Annotated in this window: 16 protein-coding genes; 11 read left to right on the top strand and 5 right to left on the bottom strand. The window is 36.1% G+C overall.

The annotated features are described in order from the left end of the window. Nucleotides 1-342: 342 nt before the first annotated feature. From CBF29_RS11270 to CBF29_RS11260, 3 genes are all read left to right on the top strand, one after another. The gene (locus tag CBF29_RS11270) at nt 343-1,398 is read left to right on the top strand and encodes a hypothetical protein (protein WP_126809828.1); all 1,056 of its coding nucleotides are present in this window, start codon (nt 343-345) and stop codon (nt 1,396-1,398) included. A gap of 166 nt (nt 1,399-1,564) precedes the next feature. Continuing rightward, a complete protein-coding gene (locus tag CBF29_RS11265) occupies nt 1,565-2,137 on the top strand; it encodes a hypothetical protein (protein WP_126809827.1) in 573 nt (190 codons plus the stop codon). 11 nt (nt 2,138-2,148) lie between these two features. Further along, nucleotides 2,149-3,147: a helix-turn-helix transcriptional regulator gene (locus tag CBF29_RS11260; RefSeq protein WP_170170063.1), complete on the top strand. Its 999-nt coding sequence runs from the start codon at nt 2,149-2,151 to the stop codon at nt 3,145-3,147. Between the two features lie 428 nt (nt 3,148-3,575). Here the strand turns inward: CBF29_RS11260 and CBF29_RS11255 are convergent, their stop codons facing one another. The 3 genes from CBF29_RS11255 to CBF29_RS11245 form a co-directional block, all read right to left on the bottom strand. Then, nucleotides 3,576-4,262, bottom strand: a complete 687-nt coding sequence (locus tag CBF29_RS11255) for a putative periplasmic lipoprotein (protein WP_126809825.1) — start codon at nt 4,260-4,262, stop codon at nt 3,576-3,578. Between the two features lie 117 nt (nt 4,263-4,379). Beyond that, on the bottom strand, nt 4,380-7,844 hold the full coding sequence (locus CBF29_RS11250) for a GA module-containing protein (protein WP_126809824.1): 3,465 nt from the start codon (nt 7,842-7,844) through the stop codon (nt 4,380-4,382). Between the two features lie 512 nt (nt 7,845-8,356). Then, complete coding sequence (locus tag CBF29_RS11245; RefSeq protein WP_126809823.1) at nt 8,357-8,833, bottom strand: hypothetical protein; 477 nt, start codon at nt 8,831-8,833, stop codon at nt 8,357-8,359. Nucleotides 8,834-9,418: 585 nt separating this feature from the next. On the opposite strand from CBF29_RS11245, the gene CBF29_RS11240 reads away from it, so the two are divergent. The 7 genes from CBF29_RS11240 to CBF29_RS11210 all read left to right on the top strand — a co-directional run bounded on the left by CBF29_RS11240 (nt 9,419) and on the right by CBF29_RS11210 (nt 16,814). Then, nucleotides 9,419-10,108, top strand: a complete 690-nt coding sequence (locus CBF29_RS11240; protein ID WP_126809822.1) for a FadR/GntR family transcriptional regulator — start codon at nt 9,419-9,421, stop codon at nt 10,106-10,108. Nucleotides 10,109-10,193: 85 nt separating this feature from the next. Further along, nucleotides 10,194-11,231, top strand: a complete 1,038-nt coding sequence (uxuA, locus tag CBF29_RS11235) for a mannonate dehydratase (RefSeq protein ID WP_126809821.1) — start codon at nt 10,194-10,196, stop codon at nt 11,229-11,231. Nucleotides 11,232-11,242: 11 nt separating this feature from the next. Continuing rightward, a complete protein-coding gene (locus CBF29_RS11230; protein WP_126809820.1) occupies nt 11,243-12,550 on the top strand; it encodes a PTS sugar transporter subunit IIC in 1,308 nt (435 codons plus the stop codon). A 13-nt stretch (nt 12,551-12,563) separates the two neighbouring features. Further along, a complete protein-coding gene (locus CBF29_RS11225; protein WP_126809819.1) occupies nt 12,564-13,982 on the top strand; it encodes a glycoside hydrolase family 1 protein in 1,419 nt (472 codons plus the stop codon). Nucleotides 13,983-14,067: 85 nt separating this feature from the next. Next, complete coding sequence (gnd, locus tag CBF29_RS11220; RefSeq protein WP_342775208.1) at nt 14,068-14,976, top strand: phosphogluconate dehydrogenase (NAD(+)-dependent, decarboxylating); 909 nt, start codon at nt 14,068-14,070, stop codon at nt 14,974-14,976. Nucleotide 14,977: 1 nt separating this feature from the next. After that, nucleotides 14,978-16,369 carry a gluconokinase gene (locus CBF29_RS11215; RefSeq protein WP_170170061.1) on the top strand — a complete coding sequence of 464 codons (1,392 nt, stop codon included), beginning with the start codon at nt 14,978-14,980 and terminating at the stop codon, nt 16,367-16,369. Nucleotides 16,370-16,481: 112 nt separating this feature from the next. Then, the gene (locus tag CBF29_RS11210; RefSeq protein WP_126809817.1) at nt 16,482-16,814 is read left to right on the top strand and encodes a transposase; all 333 of its coding nucleotides are present in this window, start codon (nt 16,482-16,484) and stop codon (nt 16,812-16,814) included. A 269-nt stretch (nt 16,815-17,083) separates the two neighbouring features. Here CBF29_RS11210 and CBF29_RS11205 read toward each other — a convergent pair whose 3' ends face one another. Then, nucleotides 17,084-17,932 (bottom strand): Mrp/NBP35 family ATP-binding protein, encoded by an 849-nt coding sequence (locus CBF29_RS11205; protein ID WP_126809816.1) that lies wholly within the window; start codon nt 17,930-17,932, stop codon nt 17,084-17,086. A 435-nt stretch (nt 17,933-18,367) separates the two neighbouring features. Here CBF29_RS11205 and CBF29_RS11200 point away from each other — a divergent pair, with 435 nt between their 5' ends. Next, nucleotides 18,368-18,982, top strand: a complete 615-nt coding sequence (locus CBF29_RS11200; RefSeq protein WP_126809815.1) for a hypothetical protein — start codon at nt 18,368-18,370, stop codon at nt 18,980-18,982. A 267-nt stretch (nt 18,983-19,249) separates the two neighbouring features. Here the strand turns inward: CBF29_RS11200 and glnA are convergent, their stop codons facing one another. Further along, entirely contained in the window at nt 19,250-20,590 is a 1,341-nt protein-coding gene (gene glnA / locus CBF29_RS11195) for a type I glutamate--ammonia ligase (RefSeq protein WP_126809814.1), read from the bottom strand. Nucleotides 20,591-20,633: the final 43 nt, after the last annotated feature.

Here is a 20,633-nt window from a genome sequence, read left to right as displayed (position 1 = left end):
AGAAAATCTATTTACCGATTTTTAAAGGTGTTTCTTTGTTCATTTGAATGCCTATCAACTTCATCAAATCTAGTCCTGAATAACCGGACATTTTTAACCTTATTAGCACCTCGCTGTAAAAAAACCAAATTACACACAGTACATGAGAATTTATTTTACACCTAGGGGAAAGCGAAAAAATCTTATTTATTTAAAGTTAAGATTGACTCTTTAGGTGTATATTTTACGAATTCTATTTTTGTAGTTAACAATTACTTATAAATATAGTCATAAATGGTCACTCTATGACTACTTGTTTTTATATACTTGGTTATATTTATTTAATAAAAAGGAGAGAAGAAAATGAGAAAAAAACATATTGCTTTAAGTGGTTTGATTTTAATTGCCTTATTTTTCATTTCAGGATGCGGGGAAAAAATTGATGGAGTTTATAACAGTTATGGTTCAAATCAATTCTATATGGGGGAAGGAGAAACTTTATTAGAACTTTCAATTAAAGAAAAAGATGCAACCTTAACAGTAAACTACTATACTTTTGAAAGCAGCGGCTTTTTCGGTCTAACAGTTGAGACTATCGCTGAAACCCAAGATTTTTACGGAAAAGTTGATCACTCAAAGAAAACAATCACTTTTACCTTTCCAGATAACGAGGAGGATTTATCTTTATCTTATAAAGTTGATAAAGATACCTTGATTTTAACAACTGAAGACTCTGATGAGCAACTAAAATTTTACTCTGAAGAAAGTGACGAATTCAAGAAAAATCTTAATAAATTTGATAATTTAGAAGCTGATTCTGGCCAACAGGATAAACATCAATATGTTGATGTTCGTGATGACGATGAAGAAATTTCCGATTCTGAGGCTCCATACTCTACTGCTGATAGTAAAGAAAAATTAGCTACTGATACTGCAAAAATAATCATTGACGATTTTTCAGAAAAAATTATTGGTACTTGGAAACACACTGTGTTCTATTCCGTTACAGACCATACGGTTACTCTTTCTTTTGAAGAAAATGGGATACTTCACGCATCGGAGATAGAATTTTTAGAGTCTATTTCAGTAGATGTTAATTTAGTAACAGATGGGACCTATAAATTCGATGAAAATGCATTAATCTCGGACTTACTCGATCTAGCTGAATTTGAAGATTTATCTCAGATAAAAAATTACGATAATTATCTTGCAGTAAGTCAAAGGGGAGCAATCCCGATGACTGCAGAGATTTCTACTAATGGTAAATTTTTAAATCCAACCTCTCTGACACCAAGTAATGAAAACTTCTCACTCAATAAGAAAGTTGATTTCTCAATATCCTACAGAAACAGAAGATTAGAAAGCTCTGATATAAAAATATTTCAAGATTTGAAAAGTATTGAAGCCACAAAAGAATAATCTTAAAAAAGCTGAACAATTTTTTAGTATACTCCGAAAGTTAGAAAAAAATCTAGCTCTTGGTGTTGGTACATTAAATTCAGCTTTTTTATTTGTCTATAACTCCGCCGTTCACAATATGACTATGTAGTCTGTTATAATTAAGATTTAGGAGGAGATATCTAAGATGAGTGAAAAACAAACTTCTTTAAAAATTTTTATTTCATGTGCCATGTCTGCTTGCATCAACGTTGTCCTTGGTTCGATCATTACCTTTGCAAATTTACCTTTCCTATATCTAGATTCATTGGGTACTATTTTTATTTCAACAAATTTTAAAATGAGATATGGTATTTTTACTGCTATTTGTACACATTTATTATTAGCTGCTATTCATGGTCCGTTGGCCTTGCCTTTTATTCTTGTTAGTATCATAATTGCCATTATTACTAATTTATGTTCAAAAAATGGGCTTAATTATCGAAAAGCTTTTTTTACAGGCATCTTGTTAGCCTTCATTGGATCACTGGCGAGCGCACCAATACGTGTCATTCTATACGGCGGGTTCAAAGGCTTGTCCAACTCTATAACAGATATCGTCGTCTTTTCCCTCAAAGCTTCAGGCTTAAAAATACTTATCGCAGCTTATTGGGGAGCTGTGACAGATGGCATTATTGATAAAATCATTTCATGTTCACTTGTTGTTTGGTTGATTCGTTTACCTCAGCTACAAAAAAGGCTGAAAACATTTCACGAATAGGGAGAATTTTTATGAACAGTCAAAAAAGAGTATTAACCATTTTCATTCAATTATTAAGTGGAGTTAGTTTAACTAAACAAGACCTGATGAATGACTATAAAAAGCAAAGTAGTACTATTCAAAGAGATATAGCTTTAATCGAGGAAGTCCTTGAAGAACAAGTCAGAAGTGCAAATAAACTCGATCTTGGCAAACTTGACCGTAAAGATAAGGGAATGTATCAACTAACGCAATTTCTAGAGAGCAACACACTAAGCGATAATGAATTACTAGCTATCATAAAGGTAATTTATGCTAGCAGAGCCTTTAATAAAAAGGAGATTTACTCACTCACTCATAAGATTCTTTTGTTGGCTGAAGATAAAAAAAGAGTAAAACACTTCATTTCCAATGAACAACTAAATTATCAAGGGGTCTCTAGAATAGATTTACTCGCACAAATCAATTTTATTTCCGATGCTATTCTGGATAACCAAAAAATCGAATTTGAATATACTAAATGCGGGGTGACAAAAACCCTACAACGAGTTCCTACTGCTATTCACTTTTCTGATTTATATTTCTTCATGTTGTCCGCATCCCATAATGCCCAAGATAACGGTGATTTGTCACTATTAAATAAATTTAGAATTAATAACATCGTTAATCCTAGAGTAATTTCATCAAAAAATAAGACTCCTTATAAAGAACGTTTTGAAAGCGGCATTTTAACCAATCGAAGTGCCCATTTACCATTTTTGGGGCATGAGTTGACGATGATTCTAGATTTTTATTGGGATCCAGTGTACGTCTTAGATCGTTTTCCCGACTCTAAAATAATCAAAGAAAATGAAGACGGCAGTTTTCGTATTGAGGTCCAAGCTAACGATGGTTATGGGGTGAAAATGTGGCTGCTCAGTCAAGGTGATATGGTCAAAGTCATTTCTCCTCGACACTTAAAAGAGTATATTATTCAAGATATGATCGGTACTCTAAACTACTATGGCTATGAAACCAGACTCAAGGATTAAGCATTTGAGAGCACCACTGATAGCTTGATGTTTTTGCCTATAATTCATAAAAAAACATTAAAACTTTCCTTTAAATAAGTCGTGTCACTCACTAATCATTTCCTAATATTTAATTTACTGTTAAGTAAATTCTCATACAAATTCTTTGTTTATAGTAACGCCTTAGATAATAAACAAGAAACCCTAAATAGAGTTTCTTGTTTATTATTTTGTCCTTTAGCCTAATCTACAAAAACTAGATAGGCAAAAACCGATCCAAATAATTATAAAGTATCTATGCTGTAAGAGAAAACAACTTCTCCATATGTAGAGTTATACATACACTTGGTAGATGTCCCCCAAGTCATATATAGGATATATCTGTATCTTAATTTGAAAAAGTATTGATGCAAGTTTTTATTTTGTGATTATCATTACCTTCCTAAATGCTAGCCCTCTACGATAAGCTGCCAATTCAATTGCGTCAAATCAATCGGTTCTGAAATACTGCCTAACCCATCTCTATTTGGGCTTTCTATGATCAGGGAAAGATCCGTTTTCTCTTTGTTAAACTCAAACAGTCTGTACAATATTTCAGTAGCAGAGCTACTTCCTGTATACAATAACTTCCCATCTTCAAGAGGATCCAGGGTCATTCTTTCACCGATACTACTAAGTTCATTATCGGCAGAAGTTAGGTGGATCAGGCTATTTTCTGTCGAAATAGTATAAATGTCAAGTAGTGTAAACGAACCTTGTTTAGTCCCAAGTGAGATAAGTAACTCTGGCGTTTGATCGCTGTCTATATCGTGAGTTGTAGCGTATAACCCTGTATAAAAATCCTGTATAACTAAAAATGCCATGCCATTAAGCTGACTGTCTTGATTATGGAGCTCCTGTTCAAAAAGTGCATATTTATCAATAATTTGGTCGTACAGACCTAGGTCAATGGTTATTTCTTCTTCATTTTTCTCTGAGTAGATAGTTTCGCTTTGTCTTTCTGAAGAGCTCGATTTCTCTAGTTCCCCAGTCATTTGAATTGTCGACGTGCCTTCAACCTCTACTTTTTTTTGACTTTTATTACCACAAGCTGTAATTAGCATTATTAATAATAATAGTGGGAAAAATTTTTTCATATTGTAAAACACCCCTCTTTTCAATATTATTTGATATGGTGATTACAGTTTAATCAAATATAGAAGTTTCAAGAGATTTTACCTTATTTATCTTATTCTCTCTCTGTAACCACTCTGTTAAGCTCTTTTAGCAAATAGTTCAGTGATTGAATACACATATTGAATTGCTGGCCCATATATCCCCAAGTTACCACTTTTTATTTCTGTGATAACTAACCCTCCATATGCAATACTGCCTTTTTTACCACCAAGAACGTTATGCAAATGGCCATTATCAGCAGTGTAATCCATTGAATAGACTTTGTACTCATTTAAAATCTTTTTAAAGATTCGATCAGCTAATGCTTCGACAGTCATAGGCACTTCGCGTGCAAGAATAATTTCTCCCGTACCTAATGGCTGAAAGTTCTCTGCCAGTCCCCTAACTCTGTAAGTGTTACTAAGTTCTACCAAAATATCACTTTTGTTTTTAGTTGATACGTGTCCACCAGCAATTTGGCCTGCAATGGTATGAGACAGCATAGCGGCTTTCGCATTATCAGATAGCTCTACATAATCTAAGGGGGCTAGCCCCAACTGAGCTCGAAGAATATTAACATTTTCAATCATACGTTTAGTATATCGTTCATTTATATTAAAATATATTTGTAAATCGGCATAATCAGATTCAGAAATTTTATAATTTTCGTTCGCTTTGATAGCATTGTAGACTTTTTCAAAAGTAGCATCAGTGGTTGATGTTTTACCAGACATAATACTATCAACAGACTCAAATTTTTTATAACTTTTATCCATTAAATTAGAAATCTTATTGTCATACAATTCTTTCGAAATTTCTTTTACTTTATTAATATCGATTGTTTTGTAATCTTCAATATATTCCGTCACTTCATTTGCTCTAGTTGCTTCAGCTATAATGTCGCTGATTTCAGCCCCTGACTCAGTTCGACTTACCTGGCTTATAAAAATCATTTTCTGAGTTGAAGTAATATTTTCCATCTTATTAATACTTGCTATTGCTTTTTCTTTTGCCTCATCTAAAGCAAAATCGACATCCTGGGAATCAGATTTTTTTTGTGCTTCAGCAACAATTCGATTAACCTGTTCAATGGTTTTAGCCTCGACAATCTGCTCAACAAATGATTGTTTCTGATTGCTTAATTTCATAGTTTCTATTTTTTTAATCGCTTCATCCTTAACTTTTTGTAATTGCTCCTTAGCATTATTTTCCTTAGAAGCTACAGTCGCTTTTTCAACGATTAAATTAATTTCATTAACTGAACTAGCAGCACTCACTTGTTTAATTAAATTTTCCTTTTGAGATTGAGTTAAATTCAATGTTCTTAGTTGAGCTCGTGCTTTTTCCTTAGCTTCATCTAATACTTTTTGTTCTTTATCATTCTTATCAGCTTGAAGTTTTGCCTCAGCCACCAATTTATTAATATCACTAGCTGTTGCTGATTGATTGATTTTACTCACATATGATTCTTTTTGGGCATCGGATAGTGACATTACATTCACTTTTTCAATCGCTTTTTCTTTAGCAATTTTAAGAGCTTGAGCCGTAGCATTGGCATCATTGATGTTTGATTGTTCTTGTGCCATTTTAAGAATATCAGCTAGAGCAATCCCGTTATTCACTCCACTAATTTGATTCAAGAAGTCTGCTAATTGCCCTTCAGTTAAATTCATAGACTGAATTTCTTTCGATGCTATTTGTTTTTCCTCGTATAATTCTTTAGCTTTTTTATTATCTTCATTTAAAATCTTAGCTGCAATAAGTGTACTTTGAACAGTATTAACATTCCCTGACCCAATGATTGTTGCTTTAAAATCAGAAACTTCAGCTTTAGTCAGATTTTTTAGGCCAGCTAATTCTGCTAGGGCTTTTTCTTTTATTTCTTCTAAGACTCTTTCTTGCTCCCTTGTATTCTTATTGGCCTCATTTTGATTTTTTGCCTCAATTAAGATTTCCTCGATATTTTGTATCGTTAGTGCTCCGTTAATTGCCACTGTATAATCCGCTAATTCAGTACCAATCAAATCTTTCAATTTTGCTAATTCATTTATTGCCTTCTCCCTGGCTTCTTGAACTAACTTGGCCTCCTCATTTTCCGCTTTATTAGCAGCATCCAAAATTATTGCTCGCTCTAACGCTGACTCAGCACCTTCAACAAATGTTGCCTCATTGATTAAATTTTTATACCAATCTGCTTCTTCGTTTGTTAAACCATCCAAGGTTCTCAACACCTTTAAAGCTTCCGTTTTGGCTTGCTGAAGGAGCTTGCCCTGCTCAACTTGTTCAAATTCTAGCACTTTCTGTTTAATAGCCTCAATTTCATCTTGTAATTTACTCACTTTTCTTTGATATGCTGAGACTTCCTTTTCTAATTCAGTGGTATCAACTTTTTCCACAGCCTTAAGCTCTTCCAGATGGATAATAGCTTCAGCTATTTTTTGAGATGCACTTGCAGCAGCCTGTTCCAATTGGAGAAGAGCTTCTTCTTTCGCAATAATGTTTAGTCCAGCATCAGCTACATCATTTTGAGCTTTTGATAAAGCAGCTTCAAATTCTAAGGTAACACTTCCAGGTATAGCAGCTGCGTCCTCGAGATTTGTTTGTGCAATTATTAATGCTTGGTTTGCAACTGCTTCATCCATGATTGCTCGATTTAATGCTAATTTTGCAACGTCAAACTGGCTTTGAACAGCCTGTTCATCTGCTAAAGTATCATTAAAAGCAGTCTGAGCATCGATTATTTTTTGTTCAATTGACTTATTAGCATCTTGTGATTTTTTTAATTTTTTTTGTGTTTCTACCAGGTTTATCCTTTCAATCTCTAAATCTATTTCTAATTCTGTTAACCTTTGTTTTAAAGCAGTGATATTTTCTGGAATTACAGGTGTCTCAGATTCAACTGGTTGTTCAGGTTCAACTGGCTGTTCAGGTTCAACTGGTTGTTCAGGTTCAACTGGTTGTTCAGGTGTAATAGGTGTTTCTGTTTCTGGTTTAACATCTCCACCATTTTCTCCATTTTTTTCACCTGTACTAGAAGGGATTGGACTCTCTTTATCCTTAGACTTTTCCTGATTATGAATTGATACTTGCCCATTTGCTGAAACGCTATTATCTTTGATAGCCTCTTCCATGTGAGACTGATTAGTCCCAGACGCTTGCGTTTGCACACCCAACGGTTTAGAATCATCATGTTTTTCTCCTAGACCCACAGTTCCTTGTCCGATAATTTTACCTGAGCCATCTTTGATAGTTGCATCATCACCGTTCCAAGAAATTATAGTTCCTATAGGTAGTGTGTATTGTTCACCAAGCTTATAACCATTATCAAATAATAGCGACATAGGATTCTTGATATTGATGGCTACACCAATATTATAGACCGTGTCCCCTTCAATCATAATAATTTGATTGTCCTCTGCCTCGATTCGCTGAGCAATAGATGTTGGCGAATTAGCTATCCAAGCTGAGGCTTGAACAGTCTCACCAACTGCTAATAACCCTCCAACTAATAGGCTCATAAATACTAGCCCTTTAATAACCCATGATTTCCCACTTTTTACCATTTTAGCTCGAAATTTTTTTCCCCAGATATAATGATTGAATCAAATTTGTTTAGTTTCATTCATCATAGCCTCCTAAAATCATAATATTTATATCTGCATTATTATATACTTTAGAGCAGTCTTATTATGAATACACGAGCATTAATTTTTTAGAAATTTCTAATGCACGTTTTCAACAACTTTTAGACAAAGCGCTATTTTATCTTGATCTAAAAATATGAGGGTTATTTCCATATTGTTTTCATCACCCCTTCATCCACTTTTTAGAATATAAAAACTTTCAATCTTACAAGGAATAACAGCACCGAGTCTCTTCACACAAAATAAAATTACATCATATTAAGTTAAAACTACGTACTCAGGTACCCAGGCACTACGATGAGCTCTAAATAAGTTCTTTTCCCCTAAATAAATAGCAGACTTTCAAAAAATATGAAAATTTTAGTTTAATCCATCAGAATAAAATAAAAAAAGGACTGTATTCCAGCCCTTTTTTTATTCATTTGATACTTCTATGCTTGCTCTTTTTTATCAAAAAACATATTCAAATCAGTTTTATCTGTATCCTGTGCTAAAGCCTCCGTAATACCATCTTGTATTGCTAATAATTTCGCTTTCTCAAAAAAAGGAACAGCTACAGAATAATCTGCTCCAGCTCTTTGGATAATTAAAACATTTTGTAAGCCACTTCCTAATATCCCAACACCTATCAGGAGCATAATTAAAGCCCCAAAAAAACTATTAGACAGCATACTAATAGATATAAAGGTAATAATAACACCTAAAATAATTGCCTTAATTTTGTATTGAGAAGAAATCATAGTGGAACTAATATTCTTCAAAGGAATATTCTGATTGTCTTTACCCGCAGGAATAAACCCCATAATTGTATTACCTTTTGAGACCTTTACAAAACGCGAGTCTACAGAAATAAAACCTTTAACCCAAAAAAATAACAATGACAACGAAAAATCAATCCTTTTTTCCAAAAAACCACTCCTAACAATTTTTATAATGTTTTTATTAAATAATCAGTCCAAAAATTAATTTTGTCCTGTTTATCCTATGTTTCTACAATTGTAGGTTCATTTCCCCCCTTCGTTATTTTCTTACATTACGTCTTTCTAAACCCATAATAAGTTGTATCTGGTTTATTATATACTTTCGAGCAGTCGTAATATGAACACAAAACCACTCGTCAAATATTAATTTAAATTTTTATTTTTCTGAAAATTCAGATGGTCAGTTAAAACTACAAATTCACCCTGAATTTATTTTGAATAGATTTTTTATAAAAAATCGTATTGCTGTTTTTAACATTTCTCAAAAATAGTTAACCTTTCAAACTTTTGGAGAATTGTAAAAAAACAATTTTTTTAAGATAAGCTCGCTGCTAAGCAAATCTCAGATTGAATATCAGTGATGCCTTTTCCCATATCATTGATAATCCTGACAGCACCCAACACGTAAATTTAGATATTTGCACTATTTCTAGTATTCACAAAAATAAAACATTGATCTTAAAAAAAGTGTATACTGAACACATCAGATGATTTAGAGGAAGGTGTATTATATTGGAAGAAACAAAGTCGCTGGTCGAACAAACATCAGACCAGATTATCCATTTTATTACAGAGAATGATTTAGAGATTGGAGATAGACTGCCAAATGAGTACGAGTTGTCAGACAAGTTGTCTGTTGGACGAAGCACTTTAAGGGAAGCTGTCCGTGATTTAGCGTCCCGTAATATTTTAGAAGTCAGACAAGGGGCCGGAACTTTTGTGAGTGATAAACGCGGAATTGCAACCGATCCTTTGGGTTTTTCATTAATCAAGGACCAGGATAAAATGATTTACGACCTATTTGAACTACGCTATATTTTAGAACCCACCATGGCTGCCCTAGCCGCCAAACACGCCACAGGGGAACAAATCAAAAAATTAAATATACTGCGTGACGAAATTGAAAATTCCTTTAAGAATAACACTGAGGAACACGTTGAACTGGATATTAAATTTCATACGGTCATTGCTGAAGCCAGCGGTAACGTAGCGTTGTTGCATATTATCCCCATTATCAACGAGTCAATTGCCTTGTTTAACAAAAATTACAATATCCTACATTTAAAAATCGAGACAATAGAGTTGCATAAAGATATCACTAAAGCTATTGAAAACCATGACGAAACAGGTGCTTTAGATGCAATGACTATCCATATGGCGAATAATCGCAAAGAATTTAAGAGAATCATGGAAGAAAAGTAAAAAATCACATAAAATCTAATTGACAAATCATCTGATGTATTTTATATTAAATACATCAGATGATTTTCGATTGGAGGGAATTAATTTGGAGCTTGGTTTTCGTTGGTATGGAACAGAGGATTCGATTACTTTAAATCATATTCGGCAAATTCCAAATTTGAAACAAATAGTCAGCGCAATCTACAATGTACCTGTTGGCGAAATTTGGCCATTGGAAGAAATACAACGGTTAGAAACAGCAGTCAAAAAAAAGAGCTTAGCATTTGAAGTAATTGAAAGCGTACCCGTGCATGAAGAAATTAAACTTGGCGGTCAAAAAAAAGATTATTGGATTAGTAATTTTCAAGAGACTCTCAAAAATTTAGGTAAATGTGGAATCAAAACCGTATGCTATAATTTTATGCCTGTTTTTGATTGGACAAGAACAAATTTATCTTTTCAACATCAAGACGGTTCTAACTCATTATCTTTTTCTTGGGAACAGCTGCCGGAGGTCAATTCACTTGATTCTTTACCTTCATTACCCGGCTGGGATTTATCTTATCAACAGGAAGAGCTGCATGAATTATTCAGAAGGTATCAAGAAGTAGATGAGGAAAAATTGTGGGAAAATCTTTCCTATTTTCTAAAAAAAATTATTCCAGCGGCTAAAGAGGCAGGTATCAAAATGGCGATTCATCCAGACGATCCACCATTTAGCATCTTCGGTCTGCCACGAATCATTACAGATGATAAAGCATATAAGCGACTGTTTGACATCGATTCAAGTGTTGAAAACGGCATTACTTTTTGTACTGGTTCACTTGCCGCTAATAGTAAAAATGACATATATAAAATGCTAGATTCCTATTTAAAGTTGGGAAAAGTTCATTTCATGCATGCACGAAATATCCAGCTCCACGAGAATGGTGATTTTGAAGAAACAGCGCACGCATCCAATTATGGCTCAATCGATATGGTGCGTGTCATAGAATTATTAAAAAAGCATCAATTTACAGGCTGCATCCGACCAGATCATGGCCGTATGATTTTTGGCGAAACAGGACGGCCCGGGTATGGGTTATATGATCGCGCATTAGGTGCGAGTTATATATATGGAATATGGGAAACATTGAATAAATAGGAGGGAAAATCATGGAAAAAAGTTTTATGGACAAATTAGCCGATGTTCTAGGGAATGTGGCTAACAAAATTAACAATCTCCGCTACATCATGGTAATCAAAAATGCCTTCGCAGCACTGATTCCGGTTATTATCACGGGGGCATTTGGTACACTATTCTCTGCAATGGTCTTCGATTCAGAAAATGGACTAGCAAGAATTAATGCATTGCGCTTCTTAGACAATTTAAAGCCGATTTCATCTGCCATCAGCTACGTCACTTTGAGTTTTTTAACCATCTATGCAGTCTTTTTGATTGGGATTGAACTGGCAAAGTTAAATAATATCCCCGGAATTTTTCCAGGAATTGTTGCAGTGATGTCCTATCTGTCTGTGAATCCGACAACGTTTGAATTTATATTTGAAGAAAACAATGTCATCGCAGAAAATGTTCTTGCGAAACAATATACGGACACAAAAGGATTGTTCCTAGGGATGTTCGTTGCTATTGTCTCTATCGAATTATATAGTTGGCTTGGTCGCCAAGACCGGCTAAAACTGAAAATGCCGGATACAGTACCACCGACAGTTTCAGCAAGTTTCTCTGCATTATTTCCAACGATCATTACTGTTGCAACAGTTGCCACAGCAGGTTTTGTCGTAAAATCTGCTACAGGTATGTATGCCTATGATATTATTTATAATGTTGTCCAACGACCATTAGAGGGTATTGTTCAAGGACTTCCTGGTATTTTACTTCTAATGCTGCTTGCTCAAATATTCTGGGTCATTGGAATCCACGGCAATCAAATGATAAAACCGATTCGCGAACCACTATTGCTTGCTGCAATCGCTGTGAATACTGAAGCTTTTGAAGCAGGAAAAGAAGTCCCTAATATTATTACGATGCCTTTTTGGGATATGTACATGAGTATGGGCGGATCAGGTGTGACGATTGGTTTGTTAATTGCAATTTTACTTGTGGGTAAACGTGACGATATGCGTGAAATCACAAAACTTTCTCTTGCACCTGGAATTTTTAACATCAATGAGCCTGTTATTTTCGGGATGCCAATTATGTTGAATCCTATTTTAGCAATCCCTTTTATTTTGACGCCACTTATTACCGGAACTATTGGCTACTTTGCAACTGCAATGGGCTTTGCTGCCAAAGCCGTCGTGATGGTACCGTGGCCAATGCCTCCTATTGTGAATGCTTATCTCGCAACTGCAGGAGACATCGGTGCCGTCATCACGCAAGTCATCTGTATCATTGTGTCGATTTTGATTTATCTGCCATTCGTACAAGTATCAAACAGAACGCAAGACAACGTCGCATAGAAAGGAGCTTTTTATGAAAATCAGTATCCCTAAAAATTTCATCCTCGGTGCCGCATCGTCTGCTTGGCAAACAGAAGGATGGAAAGGAAAAAAAGAAACTCAGGACTCCTATCTTGACAGCTGGTACAAAAATGAACAGTTTGTCTGGCACAATGGCTACGGACCTGCAGTCGCTACAAATTTTATGGAACAGTACCAAGATGATATAGACTTAATGCAGCAGATTCACCTGACTCATTACCGCACATCAATTAACTGGTCACGTTTCTTTTTAGATTATGAACAAATGATTGTCGATGAAGACTATGCACAACACATCGATGACGTCATTGATTCTTTAATTGCTGCCGATGTGGAGCCAATGCTTTGTCTGGAACATTACGAGCTGCCGCAATATCTTTCTGAAAAATATGATGGATGGTCTTCCAGAAAAGTGGTTGACTTATATGCAGAATATGCACGAATTGCCTTTGAACGTTATGGTGACAGAGTGAAGCAATGGTTTACTTTCAATGAACCAATTGTCCCTCAGACACGTATTTATTTGGATGCCGTACGGTGGCCTCATGAGCAAAATACCAAAAAATGGATGCTGTGGAACTATCATAAAGTACTAGCAAGTGCAAAAGCTGTTGAAATTTATCATTCACTGAACTTGGATGGACGCATCGGCTGTGTACTGAATCCAGAAATGGTCTATGCTCGCTCCAGTTCTGATGCAGATCAAAAAGCCGCCGCAATGTATGATTTATTTTACAATCGTGTGTTCTTCGATCCGATGTTAAAAGGAGCCTATCCAAAAGAGTTGACAGCACTTTGTCAAAAATATGATGTGTATTTTGACCCTTCAGAGGAAGACTTAACCACTATTAAGGAAAATACACTTGATTTTTTGGGAGTAAACCAATATTATCCAAAGCGTGTTCGTGCGCCTCGATATGAATGGAACAAAAACACACCGTTTCATCCAGAAATATTTTTTGAATCATTTGATTTACCAGGTAAGCAAATGAACAACTCACGAGGCTGGGAAATCTATCCGAAAGTCATGTACGATATGGCGATGTACTTGAAAAATAACTATGGTGATATTCACTGGCTAATTACCGAAAATGGGATGGGCCGTGAAAATGAGGAACAATTTATGGATGAGAACGGTATAGTGAACGATACCTATCGTATAGACTTCATCGGACAGCACCTGCGCTGGTTGTTAAAGGCTGTAGAACAAGGCGCACCATGTGAAGGATATATGTTGTGGGCATTTACAGACTGCGTATCACCAATGAATGCCTTTAAAAATCGCTATGGATTAGTCCGCATCGAGTTAGATGAGGAACGTACCCGTTCTTTAAAAAAATCAGCACACTGGTATCAGTCACTGATTGATGATCGTGTACTAACCATTGATGATGTTTCAGAGTACAAATAAAAAACAGAAAACGAATAACTATTCGGAGGCTGAACAATTTCCATATGGTTATTGTTTCAGCCTTTTTATAAGGAGATAACAAGATATGGATATGGATGTGTATTTTATTGGCTTAGGGAAAATGGGTATGGGGATAGCTGAAAACTTGCGCACACATGAAGGCTATGCCATCTATACCTATGATAAAGAGAAAGCAATCACTCAGCAAGCACGAAAAAAAGGATTCACCAGCTATACATCTTTGACAGAATTGTTCCGACCTTCTACTCAGCGACGTATTGTTTGGGTAATGGTACCAGCGGGTGATATCACTGAAAAAGTATTAGCTGATTGTCGTCAGCACTTAAACCCGGGTGATATATTGATTGATGCTGGAAATTCTAAATTTACAGATAGTATCAAACAGCATGAGCTTTCTCTAGAAAAGAATATTCATTTCTTAGATGTGGGAACTTCAGGTGGGATGTCTGGGGCTCGTCATGGGGCCTGTATGATGATTGGCGGTGACCGCTCAATTTTCAACGAAGTAGAACAACTATTCTTGGACTTATGTGTGCCCGACGGCTATCTATTTGCTGGAGAACCGGGAAGTGGACACTATTTAAAAATGGTACATAATGGCATTGAATACGGGATGATGCAATCCATCGGCGAAGGCTTTAATCTGCTTCATCATAGTGATTTTGATTTTAATATGCCGGAAGTCGCACGTGTCTTTAATCACGGTTCAGTCATTCGCTCATGGCTAATGGAACTCACAGAGAACCTGTTTCGAGAAACTTTGGATTTCAGTGAAGTAGCCGGCATTGTGCCATCATCCGGAGAAGGACAATGGACAGTGGAAGAAGCCTTGCGTAAAAAAGTAGCCATCCCTGTCATTGCCCAATCATTGATGACACGTTATGCTTCCGAGGATGAGGAAAAATACAATGAAAAAGTGATTTCGCTGCTAAGAAATCAGTTCGGCGGACACAGTTGGGTTAAGGATGAGTAATATGGATAATCATGATGTTTTTTTAAGCATTGATGTGGGCACAACTTCAGTAAAATTTGGGGTGATACAGACTCATGAAATCATTTGGGAAAAAGCTATTCAACTGGCAACTTATACAGAGGAAAACGCTGCACGCTTTCAATTGAGAAGTGAAATTCTTGAGGTGGTTTTTCGCGGTATTCGTGAAATCCCATCAGCACTGCGGAAAAAGATCAAAATGATTGGTTTCAGCGTTGCAATGCATAGTTGCTTCCCATTTGATAAGGATCATCAAGAACGTGTCTTCCTTTGGTCCGACGCTCAGGCAAGTGAAGCTATTGAAGCATTCAAGCAAACAGAAAAAGCAACTGCATTTTATCTGAAAACAGGCACTCCTATTCATCCAATGACACCTTTTGCTAAAATCATGCATTTTCAGAAGACACAAGAATTCTCTCCCGAAACAAAATGGTATGGTCTAAAAGAACTTCTTCTGCATATGTTTACAGGACGCCACTTGATTGATTTTTCTACCGCTTCTGCCACTGGCTTGTTTAATTTACTAGAGAGGTGCTGGGATCAAGAAATTTTAAACTATCTCGGCATAAATGAAACACAACTAGGGAAGCTTGTAGATACAACTGCCACTTTCAATATCCAAAGAAAAACAGCTGTGGAGCTTGGCTTATCTGAAGATGTCAAAATACTAGCTGGAGCCAGCGACGGGTGTTTGGCCACGTATGCCGGATATAAAACAACGGGGATTCCTCATAGTTTGACAGTCGGCACAAGTGCGGCCTTGAGAAAAATTAGTCATAAGCCTGTCCTTGATTTTAAGCAACAAAATTTTTGCTATTATTTACAGGAAGATATGTACGTAGTTGGTGCCCCATCAAACAATGGCGGTAATGTGCTCGAATGGGCTGCTCAACTATTCTCAGATAAACCAGAGGACTTCTTTGAACAGCTTGAAACTATCGGTAAACGATCACCGCTTGGAGCAAATGGTATTCGTTTCTTCCCATACGTCTTCGGGGAGCGTGCCCCATTCTGGGATATGACTATGCAGGCATCATTTAAAAACTTGACGGCAACACATCGCAAAGAAGATATCATACGTGGCATTGCCGAGGGAATAATAATGAATCTTCGATTGTTAAAATGCATGCTCAATCCGGTCCAAATAGTAACCATCAACGGCGGCTTTTTCCAAAATATCTTTTTAAAGCAGTTAACCGCAGACATTTTGGATGTAGAATGTCTTTTAACAGATAAAAACGAACCAATCTATGGTTTGTATGCATTGGTTGCAGCCACTCCAAAGCCGCAGCACAATACGGAAAAAATTACCCGGCCAAATGTAAAACAAAGTATCGCCTATCAAAAATTAGCCGAAACTTATTTCGAAGATTGAATGATGTTTATGATTACTCTATGGTGAAACAGTAACTTGCTCTTTTCCCCTATCAGCAAGCAATATAAAAACAAAGCTATGTTTCCTTTAGATTCTGAAATAAAAGTATCCCATGATAAATGAGGACTTATGGGTCAGCCTCTTATTACGCTCAAAAAATGATTTTAACGGATTCAAACATAGTCTAGAGACAATGAAATTAGAGGTGACACTCTATATGAAAACCTCGATCAAAACGCTTAAGAAACATTTGAACAGAATTGAAAATGCCTTCAACTATCCTTTTTCTAATGGCACTCTGGAAGGGCTTAATAATAAAATCAAAGTCATTAAACGAACTGCTCATGGTTATCGTAGTTTTTGGCACTTCAAGCATCGCATTCTTGTCAGTTTTAAACTGATAAACCAAAAAGACACCCCCGCTTGTCTAAGCAAAGTTGTCTAGTTTGTTATTTAAAATCAACTAAATTCTAGCTATCCACATCATTTGACGAAGATCCAAAACAAAAAGACCATGAAAGGTGTAGCTCTTTCATGGTCATGAATTTATTATATTATTTTTTATCAACTGGTCTGACATATTGCTAAAGCACGCTCATAGTTTTCAAGTACGAATAGATTGAAATATAATCAATTCAGATTAAGTTCATGGTGAAAATAATCCTTTAAACGCTCGTATTCCATTGATTTGAACTGCACTTGATTATACGAATTTCACTCTTCCATTTCTTCAATCATTTCTTTTAAAATTTCCCCGACCGATTCGAGCCAGTCCCCTTCAAAAAGTTCTATCATCCCTTGGTCGCATGCGGCTGAAATTTTCGGGTCAATGGGTAATTTCGCAAGAACGTCCAATTGATGCTTCTCAGCAATTTCTTCGATATGGCTTTCACCAAAAATTTGGTAATCTTTGCCGTTATCCGGACATGTGAAATAAGACATGTTTTCAACTAACCCGAGAATAGGAACGTCCATCATCTCAGCCATTTTAACCGCTTTAGACACAATCATAGAGACTAACTCCTGTGGGGAAGTTACAACAATAATCCCGTCAACAGGTATGGATTGAAATACCGTCAAAGGCACATCACCTGTCCCCGGTGGCATATCAATAAACAAAAAATCCACGCCGCTCCATATAACATCGGTCCAGAATTGTTTCACCCTTCCAGCGATAATTGGCCCTCGCCACACGACTGGATCAGAAGGATCCTCTAAAAGCAAATTCACTGACATCGTATCAATTCCTGTTTTCGTTCTGACAGGAAATAAGCCAAATTCACTGCCTTTAGCTCTCTCAGTGATTCCAAAAGCTTTAGGAATAGAAGGACCGGTGATATCTGCATCTAGAATACCTATGTCATACCCCATCCGCCTCATCGTTACCGCAAGCATAGAAGTCACAAGGGATTTCCCAACGCCACCCTTACCGCTTACGATACCGATCACCTTTTTAATACTGCTCATTTCATGGGGACTTTCCGAAAAATCGATTCTCGGCTCTCTTCTTTCACCACATTCTTCTGCACAACTACTGCAGTTGTCATTGCAATTTTCACTCATGATCTTAACTCCTTTATATCAGATTAACAACTTCTACTCATGAACAAGCAATAATTTTTTTTGCGGACTCTGAACTAAATAAAACTTCACTTGTTAAGTTCCGTCCAACTCTGTAAGTCCATCTCGCAAAAAAAATGTCAATCTCTTTTCTGTTTATCATGTTCAATATATCACAATTTATTATATCACATTTTCCTTGATAATCCGATATCATCCAATGACTAAAAAGTGTTTAATGAGATGGTTCTTTTGCTGCTTGAATTCTTGAAAGCTGAAAATAACAGTATATCGAAAAAATCATTTATACGTGAAAATCTTGTTTATTGTTTATTTTTTTCCTGCTTACCTCTCTTATTTTGATTTTTTCAATAGTCATTTTAGTTCAATTACTTATATGATATAATCAAGGCATTAGTTACTGGGGGGACATCTGCCATGAAAACTACGATGAAAAAAATTATCACCGTCGTGAAATATTTTTTGTTATATCTTTTTTCATTCTCAATTATTTCCGTGATAATTGAGATATTTGAACAAAAATACAGCCCCAATTATAGCGATGTGGAAATAAGTGATTTAAACTTTTTAGTCTCTTTGTTACTAGCTTTTGGCGTTTGTATCACCCTATCTATCATAAAAAAAGTCAAGAGATTGCGTATACTGGAAGCTAAAATGAATCAAACCGTCCAATCATGGAGTTACTATCTAAGCGAAAGGGAACAGCTTTTCACTACGCTGACAGAGGCATATAATGAAACTTTTCAAAAAAAAGAAAAAACTATCGGATTTATGCGTGATGAGGTAAATACTGTCATCGTAGAAAAAATTGAATCCTATGAAGATATCGATAAATTATTGGAAACCTATCCTAGAACAGAAAGAATCATTCAACTATTGGAGAAGGTACAAGAAAATTCGGAAAATCTTCAGCAAACCCGAAAAAGCTACCAAGAAACTTCCTCTAATTATACTATTTTGACAAAAAGTTTCATTACCAGAAAATTTTCCAACCCGAAAGTTGCAAATGAATTTTCCTCTCTCATGGGATAGTGTCTGAAAGGATGTAACTACTGGAGAGAAACAACTCTATACTTACAGGACTGATACATTAAAACATGATGTATCGGTCCTTTTTCATTGGTAATAAAAAAACATTTTCCACCTCTCTAACTTCAAAAATATAAGTCACACATTTTCTATTTCACCCATTCAACTTACCTCACACAAAAACCTCGGAGAAAAACTTTTCTCCGAGGTTTCATTATTGATTCAATTTAATTTATTGAAATAAAATCATTTTGACAGTTCTTTACAACATCAATACCTTTCCATATAAGTATCAATTTCCCATTGGGTCACTTTCTCCCGATATACCGACCATTCTTGTTCCTTACTCTCCACAAAATTAACATAGATATGTTCCCCTAAAGCGGACTGGATCACATCATCTTTTTTCAGTGCTTTTACTGCATTGTGCAGAGTGGAGGGCAGATCAGATATACATGCCGCTTTTCGTTCTTCATCAGTCATACAATAAATATTTTGATTAACTTCCTCGGGCGGAGTCAGCTTTCGGCGAATACCATCAAGACCAGCTTCCAGCAAAACCGCCATCGCTAAGTAGGGATTTGCAGAGGGATCAACTGAACGCAATTCCAATCTTGTTGAAAGTCCGCGAGAGGCTGGTATCCGAATCAACGGCGACCGGTTCCGACCGCTCCATGCAACGTAAACAGGAGCTTCATAACCGGGAACTAAACGTTTGTAAGAATTTACCAACGGATTGCACACCGCTGTATAGCCTCTGGCATGATAAAGAAGCCCTGCTAAAAATTGATAGGCAGTTTCACTCAGCTGTCTTTCCCCTGTCTCATCGAAAAAGACATTCTCCTCATCTCTAAATAAAGACATATTGCAATGCATACCTGAACCGCTGATGCCAAAAATCGGCTTTGGCATAAACGTCGCATGCAGTCCATGTTTGCGGGCGATTGTCTTAACGACTAGTTTGAACGTTTGGATTTCATCACACGCCTTCACAGCTTCTTCATACTTAAAATCAATTTCATGCTGTCCTTCTGCTGTCTCATGATGAGAGGCTTCAATTTCAAACCCCAATTTTTCTAATTCTAATACGATTTCCCTGCGACAATTTTCACCTAAATCTGTTGGGGATAAATCAAAATAACCACCGCTATCATTCAAATCCAAAGTCGGCTTGTTGTCTTCATCCAACTTAAACAAGAAAAATTCTGGCTCTGCTCCTAAATTAAAGGCTGTAAAACCTAAAGAGTCCATGTTTTTAAGAACCCGTTTTAAATTCCCCCGGGGATCTCCAGCAAATGGACGACCGTCTGGCATATAAACATCACAAATCAGACGCGCAACTTTTCCGTGACCAGTTTCCCAAGGAAAAATCAGCCAAGTATCCAAATCAGGATATAAATACATATCACTTTCTTCGATTCGGACAAACCCTTCAATGGATGACCCGTCAAACATCATTTTATTGTCTAACACTTTATCCAGCTGACTAATGGGCACTTCAACATTCTTAATCACCCCAAGAATATCGGTGAACATTAAGCGTAAAAAATGCACATTTTCTTCTTCTGCCAGTTTCTTAATTACTGCAATCTTTGTTTTTGCATCGTTCATACCGTCGCCCTCTTTAGATACTGATTTTCATTTTGGCTGAAAG

This window comes from Vagococcus elongatus (genome assembly GCF_003987645.1).
GTDB lineage: Bacteria > Bacillota > Bacilli > Lactobacillales > Vagococcaceae > Vagococcus_A > Vagococcus_A elongatus.
Note: the sequence above shows the minus strand (reverse complement) of the source record. Positions and strands in the feature narration are given on the sequence as shown.

Bases quoted from the DNA above. Each gene is read 5' to 3' on its own strand.
- CBF29_RS11270 (WP_126809828.1), top strand. From the start codon at position 343: ATGAGAAAAAAACATATTGCTTTAAGTGGTTTGATTTTAATTGCCTTA.
- CBF29_RS11265 (WP_126809827.1), top strand. From the start codon at position 1,565: ATGAGTGAAAAACAAACTTCTTTAAAAATTTTTATTTCATGTGCCATG.
- CBF29_RS11260 (WP_170170063.1), top strand. From the start codon at position 2,149: ATGAACAGTCAAAAAAGAGTATTAACCATTTTCATTCAATTATTAAGT.
- CBF29_RS11255 (WP_126809825.1), bottom strand. From the start codon at position 4,262: ATGAAAAAATTTTTCCCACTATTATTATTAATAATGCTAATTACAGCT.
- CBF29_RS11250 (WP_126809824.1), bottom strand. From the start codon at position 7,844: ATGGTAAAAAGTGGGAAATCATGGGTTATTAAAGGGCTAGTATTTATG.
- CBF29_RS11230 (WP_126809820.1), top strand. From the start codon at position 11,243: ATGGAAAAAAGTTTTATGGACAAATTAGCCGATGTTCTAGGGAATGTG.
- CBF29_RS11225 (WP_126809819.1), top strand. From the start codon at position 12,564: ATGAAAATCAGTATCCCTAAAAATTTCATCCTCGGTGCCGCATCGTCT.
- gnd (WP_342775208.1), top strand. From the start codon at position 14,068: ATGGATATGGATGTGTATTTTATTGGCTTAGGGAAAATGGGTATGGGG.
- CBF29_RS11215 (WP_170170061.1), top strand. From the start codon at position 14,978: ATGGATAATCATGATGTTTTTTTAAGCATTGATGTGGGCACAACTTCA.
- CBF29_RS11210 (WP_126809817.1), top strand. From the start codon at position 16,482: ATGATAAATGAGGACTTATGGGTCAGCCTCTTATTACGCTCAAAAAAT.
- CBF29_RS11205 (WP_126809816.1), bottom strand. From the start codon at position 17,932: ATGAGTGAAAATTGCAATGACAACTGCAGTAGTTGTGCAGAAGAATGT.
- CBF29_RS11200 (WP_126809815.1), top strand. From the start codon at position 18,368: ATGAAAACTACGATGAAAAAAATTATCACCGTCGTGAAATATTTTTTG.
- glnA (WP_126809814.1), bottom strand. From the start codon at position 20,590: ATGAACGATGCAAAAACAAAGATTGCAGTAATTAAGAAACTGGCAGAA.